Raw genomic sequence first — 7,198 nt, 5'->3', positions numbered from 1 at the left:
GTGGGAGGGACGTGCGTGGTGAGCTGCGTGGACCGCGTCGCCCCCGGCGTAGGAGGAGGCAGCGCGGGCAGCGGAGGCAACGGCGGTGCATCCGCGGGCGTACCGGGCGCCTTCGCGCTGTGCTCCATCACGGTGGGCTTCGCATCGGGGGCAGGCGTCGTGGTGGAGCGAGAAGCGACGGTCGGCCTGGAGGCCGGCGCGGCGTCCTCGGGCAGGTACCGGACGGTGCCCACCCGGACGGGGGCGGGGGTCGCGTCCTTCGCGGCGGGAGCGGTGCTCTCCGCGGGCGCCTTGGCGACGACCTGGAAGGGCATCAGGACGACGGCGCCGAGGGCGAACAGCGCACCCTTCAGCCACCGGCGGGGTTGCGTGGGGACGACGTCGACATGTTCCAGCATGCGGAGCCTCCTGTGCAGCGCGTGAAGGTGGGCCGACGCCCCGAGCGCCGCTGCGCTGCCTGGGGGCCGGGTGATGCCAAAGGCGATGAGCAGCTCGCCGTAGTCCGCGGGCTCCGCGCCGGTGAGGCGCAGCGCCTCCGCGTCGCACGCCTCTTCCCGGGCGAGCGCGTACTCACGGGCCGCCTGGCGCGCGAGCGGGTGGAAGAAGAGGACCGTCTCCGCCAGCGCCGGCACCCAACCCAGCCACAGGTCCCCGCGCCGCAGGTGCGCCACTTCGTGCGCCAGCGCCATGCGCAGCGAGTCCTCCGGCAAATCACGCAGCGCCTTCGCGGGCAGCACGATGACCGGCGACACCAGCCCCGCGGCCAGCGGGCTCACCACCTCGTCCGACACGAGCAGCGTGGGCGGACGGCGCAGGCCCGCTTCATTCGCGAGGAACTCCGCCTCCTCCTCCAGCACCGGGTGACGCAAGGGCCGCGCGCGCTCCCGCATGCCCTGCACCTGACGCCACGCCAGCACGTGGCCCCGCACCTTCCACGCCACGCCCGCGCCCCACAGGACAAGCAGCGCCCACACCCCGCCCACCGTCCACGAATGCGCGCGGAGCGACTCCACCGCGCTCTTGAAGAACGAGGCGACCCGCGCCCCGGCCGAGGGGCCCTCCACGGGAGCCGGTGTCTGCCCTTGCGGCGACACCCGCATGAGCACGGCCGCATCGGGGGCCGTGAGCACCATGACCGTCCGCCCCGGCGTCTGGGATTGAGCACCGTCCACGCGGACCGTCTGGGATTGCGCGGTCGTGGACTCCACGGGCAGCAGCGCCAGCGGCATGGGCTTGGGCCAGCCCAGCGTGAGCACGAACTTGAGCGCCACCAGCCACCAGAGTCCGGCGCGCAGGGCCGCGGGCAGGCGAGGCAGCGTCCGGGCCAGCAACCAGACGGCCAGCGCGCACAGCGCCCCCTGCCACGAGGCGCGCCACACCGACTCCGACCACGACGACCACCACGGCGAGGTCATGAGAGTCATCACGGGGCTTACTCCTTCCGCTTCTGGCGCAGGCGCGCCACGACGTCCTGGAGCTGCTTCAGCTCTTCGTCGGACACGTCCTCCGTCTCCGACAGGTAGGTCACGAACGGCGACAGGGACCCGGAGAGCGTGCGCTGCACGAAGTTCCCTACGACGTCGCGCAGCAGCTCTTGCGTCGCCACCGGAGAGGCGTACTGGAACACCCCGTCCACCTTGCTCCGGGTCAGGTACCCCTTCAGCCGCAGCCGCTCCATCACCGTCAGGATGGTGGAGCGCGCCAGACCCTGCGCCTCACCGAAGCGCTCGGCCACCTCGCCCACCGTCGCCGGACCATGCTCGGCCACGTACCGCAGCACCGCCAGCTCCTGCTCTCCCACCGGCTTCTTCATGCGCCCTGCCCTTCGTGACGACAGCTGTAGTCAGAAAGCAAGGTACGCCTGACTACAGCCGTAGTCAAGCGGGTGTCCCGGACAGGCATCAGGGATCTCCCGCAGGGACAGGCAGCCTCTAATTTCCTAGTCTCCCCTCTCCCCCATGACGCACCCCGCCATCCCTCCGGCCGGGCGCGTCAACGAAAGGCAGTCGAAGATGAAAGGCATTGGCCCCAAGCTGAGCCAGACGCAGTTCAAGGTCGGCAACAACAACACGAAGGTGGGCGAGCAGGTGAAGTACGGCCCCACCGCGGACCTGAACGCGAAGCAGCAGCAGAAGCTCACCGACCACTACGGCGAGCACGGCACGGCGAAGACTCCGCAGAACTCGCTGAACCGCCTGACCCAGTACAGCGATTCACACACCACGTACACGAAGGCGGCGACGGCCTCCGGGCGTCCGCTGACGGAGCAGGAGGCGCTGGTCGCGGGGAGCGCGAAGAACAAGGCGCCCGCGTCCAGCATCAACCACGTCATCGCCTCCGGCACCGGCCAGAACGTCCTCAACCACGAGACGCTCCAGTTCAAAGAGGGCGTGAAGAACGCGAACGAAGGCGCCCAGAAGCTGAGCACGGCCTCCACTCCCAAGGAGAAGGCCGCGGCCCAGAAGCAGATTCAGCAGGGCCTGGCGCAGCAGGCCGCGGGCGTGGGCCGCATGCAGGGCTACTCGCGCGCCACGCTCGCCGAGCGCCAGGGCGAGCTGACTCCGGCGCAGGTGCAGGGGAAGCGCAACGGCGCGCTCCAGAACACCCTCACCGCGATGCAGGGGCCTGATCAGGACACGCGCTTCGGCGCCTACAAGGACGTGCTGAAGGACACCTTCGACTCGCCGGGCAACCTGCGCCTGGGCAACCGGACGCAGAACACGAAGATCAGCACCGGCTTCGACACGCCGCTGGACGCGAAGGGCAAGCCCACGGAGCGCGCCGAGCGCCTCTTCCAGGCGCATCAGACCTTCGGCCCGGACCGGCTCCTCACCAAGGAGCGCCTCTTCACCCTGGATGACAAGGGCGAGGCCATGTCCAGCAGCAAGGAGACGGCGCAGGTCGGAGACAAGCGCAAGGCGGACGCCGCCGACACCGACCCCGGACCGTCCTCGTCGAAGAAGCGCAAGAAGGCCTGAGTCAGCCAACCGGCACCTGAGCGCCCGCTCGCCCGGTCGCTCAGGTAAGGGTCGGGTAGCAGAGGACCGTGTGTGTCCTTGTCTCTGTCGGAAGGGCAACCAGATTTCTGGCAGCCGACTTCAAACCCGACACACACGGAGATTTCCCATGAAGCTCCCTCTGTTCGCGGCGATCGCCGCCCTGTCGCTGTACGGTTGCGCCAGCCACAACGCCACCACCCGCGAGGCCTCGTCACCGGAAGCCGGTGCCGTGGGCGGCTCGGGCAGCGCGGGCACCACGTCCGCCAACCCGGACACCACGGATGGCACCAGCGGGAGCATCGACCCCGCTGACACCTCACGCTCCACGGAGCTGCCCGGTGAGACGGGCAACGTGAGCGACCTGGAGAAGCGCGACCGCAAGGACGCGCCCACCGTCTACGACGGCGAGGCCACCGGTGGCTCTGGCGCCGCGCACGAAGCCGTGAAGACCGGCGACGGCCAGAAGTGGGACGTCCAGCAGAACACGCCCACCGACCTGGGCGACGCGCAGGTGCCCGCTGGCGCGGTGAACCAGAACCGCGACCCCAGTGAGAAGGGCAACCTGGGCACCGGCGGCTCCGGCGACCTGAGCACCGACGGCAAGAGCGATGTGAGCGAGGAGACCGGATCCGGCGCCCTCAACAGCGACGTGGACGCCCCCAGCACGGACAGCTCCAAGGTGGACACGGACGCCACGCCGGATCCCACCCATTAGTCATCGCGCCCCACGCGAGGGCGGATACCCGGGAAAGCCCGCTCACGGGCCGTCCCGGGTATTCGTCTGTCCAGCCCGCGCCGCGCCAACTAGAGTGAGCACCAATGACTGGTGCTCCCTTCGTGGCCCTCATCGCGCTGCTTCACTCCCAGTCCTCCAGCATCGAGGAGGTCCCCAATGATGCGCAGCAGGAGACGTACTCCGCGCCGGAGTCGTCGGGGAGCTCGGGAGGTTCCTCGGAGGGAATCGGCTTCCGGGCGCTCCTGGAGGTGGGGCCGCTGAGCTTCCCGTCCGGGACGCGAGGTGGGGAGCAGGACCTGTTCGGCTACGCGTACCCGTCCCTGGGCGTGGATGGGGGCGAGGACTTCGCCTTCATGCTGGGCGCGCCGCTGCGCTTCCGGCTGCTGGACAACGAGCCGAAGCAGAAGGACGACGACTACGGCGCGTGGCTGCGGCGCGAGGACTGGGACGAGCGCAGTGACTACGGCCAGGTGGTGCGCCTGCTGCGCATTGGCGACGAGTCCGGCCGCTTCGGCCTGCGCGTGCAGCCGTTCCTGGAGGAGTCGCTGGGGCGCGGCTACCTGGTGAACCGCTACGACAACCAGCTCAACCCGAACTACCACCCGGCGGGCGGCACGCTGTCATTCACCGCGGGGCCCGCGCGCGTGCAGCTGCTGGCCAGCGACGTGCTCGCCGCGCGCATCTTCTCAGGCGAGCTGCTGTTGGACATCGGCCGCATCGCCAGCGACAGCGAGGGGAACTTCGACCGCTACCTGGTGCGCGCCTCGGCGGCGCACGACTTCGGCGAGGCCGGCGGAGTGACGCCGGAGGCCACGGTGGCGTCGGTGGGCGGCGAGTTCGCCATGTACAAGGGCGAGCGGCTGCGCTCGTGGGCCCTGCTCGCCGGCGGCGCGCGGCTCAATGATGGCGCGCAGGACGTGGGAGGCATGCTGGGCGTCGCGTTCGAGGGCAACTTCAAGGGCACGCAGCTCAGTGTCACCGTGCAGGGGCGCCGGCAGGGCGGAGGCTTCCGCTTCGGCTACTTCGGCGCGGGTTACGAGCTGTCGCGCTTCTCCGCCGTGGGCCTCTCCGAGGAGCCCCAGGCCGACCAGCGCGTGCCCAAGGACTTCTCCGGCTACCTGGAGCTGTCCGTGGCGCGGGGCGACGGACCGGACTCTCCGGAGGTCGTGGCCAGCGGCGCCGTGGAGTACTCCGCCTTCGGCCGCGCGGACGGCGACCTGTCCCTGAGCTTCAGCACCCCGGGCGGCGAGTCGCGAGGCATCGCGCGCCTGGTGGTGGTGGGCCTGGGCGACAAGCCCCGCTACTCGGTGGCGGCGGAGTTCCGCCAGCGCGTGCTGCCCGCCATGTACATCTGGGGCGCCGGCGCCACGGTGACCTTCCCGCAGCCGGACGGCACGCTGGTGCAAGGCGTGAGCGCGGGCGCGGGCGTGGGCGTGGACTTCGCCCGCCGCTAGTTCCCCACCGTCCCGCCCTCTTCCTGGGCGGGAGCGCAGGGCAGGATGGCGCTGTGCCGCCGGGCCGTCTCGCACGACTTGCCCACCAGCCAGCGCGACAGCAGGCGCACGCCGGAGGCGAAGAGGCCGTCGTCGCCCTTGTGCAGGGCCTCGAAGAGGGACTCGTCCAGCACCGACTCCTCCGGGTCGATGAGGAACTCCTCCGGCTCCAGCGGCTTGAAGAGTGGGTTCTGGTCGAACACCGTCTCCAGCGGGTGCGGACGCAGCCGGTGCTGTCCCTCGTGGGCCAGCCCGTCCAACGTCTCCACCATGTGCGTCGCGTCCACCAGCGGGCGCAGCGCGGCCACGCCAGCCAGGCCTGCCTGCTCCGCCATCAGCGACACGCGCACGCGGCGGATGGCGCGCGACACGGCGTCGCCGGGCGCCTCCGCCTCCCAGCTCAGGTTGAGCTCCGAATCCAACCCCAGGCTGCGGTTGGTCGTGTTCGCGGAGCCAATGGTCATGAAGGTGTCATCCACGATGAGCACCTTCGAATGGATGTACGTGAAGACGTCCGAGCCGTCCTCGTCCTTCGCCGCCGAGCCGTACACCGCGAAGCCGTGGCCCGTTTCGGAGGCCACCTCGCGCAGCGCGCGCAGCAGGCGCACCTGGGCCACGCCCATGGCGATCTGCTCGCGCAGCGCTTCCGGCTGACGGGGCAGCACCAGCATCACCTGGAGCCGGGGCCGCCCGGCCGCGCGCATGCGTTTGACGAGCGCGTCGTAGATGGCGCGTGAGGAGAAGTACTGGTTCTCGATGTAGATGAAGCGCTCGGCCGCGTCGATGGCGTCCACGTACAGCGCGCGGATCTCCTGCACCTCCGCTTGCGGAGGCAGCAGCGTCTTGCCGAAGGTGCGGCTGATGGCCACCGGGCCCGGAGGCGCGGGCATCGTCGCTTCGAAAGTCATGTCGTCGCGGTTCACGGGCTCCAGGTGGAGCTCGCCTCCGCCCGAGTGCGCCCAGCGCGCCTCGAACAGCTCCGCGAGCGGCTTCACCGCGGGGCCCGTCAGCACCGTCTGCACGTCGTGGTACGGCCCGTGCGGGTCGCGGCCGGAGTCGCAGCGCAGCTTCGAGCGCGCGGGGTGGTCCCGGTCGTCCCAGCGACAGTCACACACGTCCATGCCGCCGGTGAACGCCATCACGCCGTCGATGACGACGAGCTTCTGGTGATGGGCGCCGTAGAGCGGACTGGAGGAATCGAAGCGGAAGCGCAGCCGCTCGTTCGTCGTCCAGTTGAAGAGCAGGTTCTGCATCCACTCGCGCTCCATGGCGAGCAGCATGCTGAAGTCCCACGCGAGGATGTAGACGTGCAGCTCCGGGTTCTCCCGGCACATCTCATCCAACAGTGGCAGCAGCCGGACTTCTCCTCCCTTGGCCTCCTCCAGGTCCTCACCGCGCAGCAACGTCACATCGCTGTCGAACTGCCAACCGGTGATGACGATGGAGCGGCGGGCCTTCCGGATGGCCCTGTACAGCTCACGGTAGTAGTCCCGGGCGTCCACCAGCACGCCCGCGTCATGCGTATCCGTCCGCGTCCAGCAATTGCGTCCGGGATTGAGAATGGGTTTCACGTCATTCACCTGGCCCTGGAGTGGATCCCTGTTGTCGTCCGCGCCCGGCCGGCGGAAGCATCACCCCACGAACACAATGTGCTTTCCGGTCGCCAACGTCATGTCGGTGGACGAGACCACCCTGGCCACCTTGCGAGCCTCGCCCCCCACGGTGTCGAAGGCCGCGGCGATCAGATCACCGAGCGTCACCTGCACGCGCTTCGCCTGCTTGCCGGCGCTGGACACGGCCTTCACCGTCTTCGCCTTCATCTGACGGGCCTTGCGCTGGATGGTCTGCTTCTGGGTCTTGGTCGCCATGGTCTTCGTTCTCCGAGGATGAAGTGTCTGCGTGATGCGCCGTACCGCCCCGTACCGCCCGTCCTGCCGTGCTGCCCCTGCCCCGTCCCGCCCGTCCTGCTC

At 69.9% G+C, this 7,198-nt stretch carries 7 protein-coding genes; 3 read left to right on the top strand and 4 right to left on the bottom strand.

What is annotated here, in order from left to right; translation table 11 throughout:
* The coding region (locus D7V77_RS38950) for a M56 family metallopeptidase (RefSeq protein ID WP_233597501.1) at positions 1–1,424 on the bottom strand (1,424 nt) is incomplete at its 3' end.
* 8 nt (positions 1,425–1,432) lie between these two features.
* Positions 1,433–1,813, bottom strand: a complete 381-nt coding sequence (locus D7V77_RS38945) for a BlaI/MecI/CopY family transcriptional regulator (protein ID WP_120559023.1) — start codon at positions 1,811–1,813, stop codon at positions 1,433–1,435.
* A 199-nt stretch (positions 1,814–2,012) separates the two neighbouring features.
* On the opposite strand from D7V77_RS38945, the gene D7V77_RS38940 reads away from it, so the two are divergent.
* The 3 genes from D7V77_RS38940 (at position 2,013) to D7V77_RS38930 (ending at position 5,189) form a co-directional block, all read left to right on the top strand.
* Complete coding sequence (locus tag D7V77_RS38940) at positions 2,013–2,978, top strand: hypothetical protein (RefSeq protein ID WP_120581275.1); 966 nt, start codon at positions 2,013–2,015, stop codon at positions 2,976–2,978.
* Between the two features lie 148 nt (positions 2,979–3,126).
* Positions 3,127–3,714 (top strand): hypothetical protein, encoded by a 588-nt coding sequence (locus D7V77_RS38935; protein WP_120581274.1) that lies wholly within the window; start codon positions 3,127–3,129, stop codon positions 3,712–3,714.
* A gap of 104 nt (positions 3,715–3,818) precedes the next feature.
* Positions 3,819–5,189, top strand: coding sequence for a hypothetical protein (locus D7V77_RS38930; RefSeq protein ID WP_120581273.1), 1,371 nt, complete (start codon positions 3,819–3,821; stop codon positions 5,187–5,189).
* Here the strand turns inward: D7V77_RS38930 and D7V77_RS38925 are convergent.
* Together D7V77_RS38925 and D7V77_RS38920 are read right to left on the bottom strand one after the other, a co-directional pair.
* The gene (locus D7V77_RS38925; protein ID WP_172815012.1) at positions 5,186–6,799 is read right to left on the bottom strand and encodes a phospholipase D-like domain-containing protein; all 1,614 of its coding nucleotides are present in this window, start codon (positions 6,797–6,799) and stop codon (positions 5,186–5,188) included. The genes D7V77_RS38930 and D7V77_RS38925 overlap by 4 nt on opposite strands.
* A 60-nt stretch (positions 6,800–6,859) precedes the next feature.
* Entirely contained in the window at positions 6,860–7,096 is a 237-nt protein-coding gene (locus D7V77_RS38920) for a chaperonin (RefSeq protein ID WP_120561048.1), read from the bottom strand.
* Between the last annotated feature and the right edge of the window lie 102 nt (positions 7,097–7,198).

The sequence above is a fragment of the Corallococcus sp. CA041A genome, from assembly GCF_003612075.1.
Taxonomy (GTDB): Bacteria; Myxococcota; Myxococcia; order Myxococcales; family Myxococcaceae; genus Corallococcus; species Corallococcus exiguus.
Note: the sequence above shows the minus strand (reverse complement) of the source record. Positions and strands in the feature narration are given on the sequence as shown.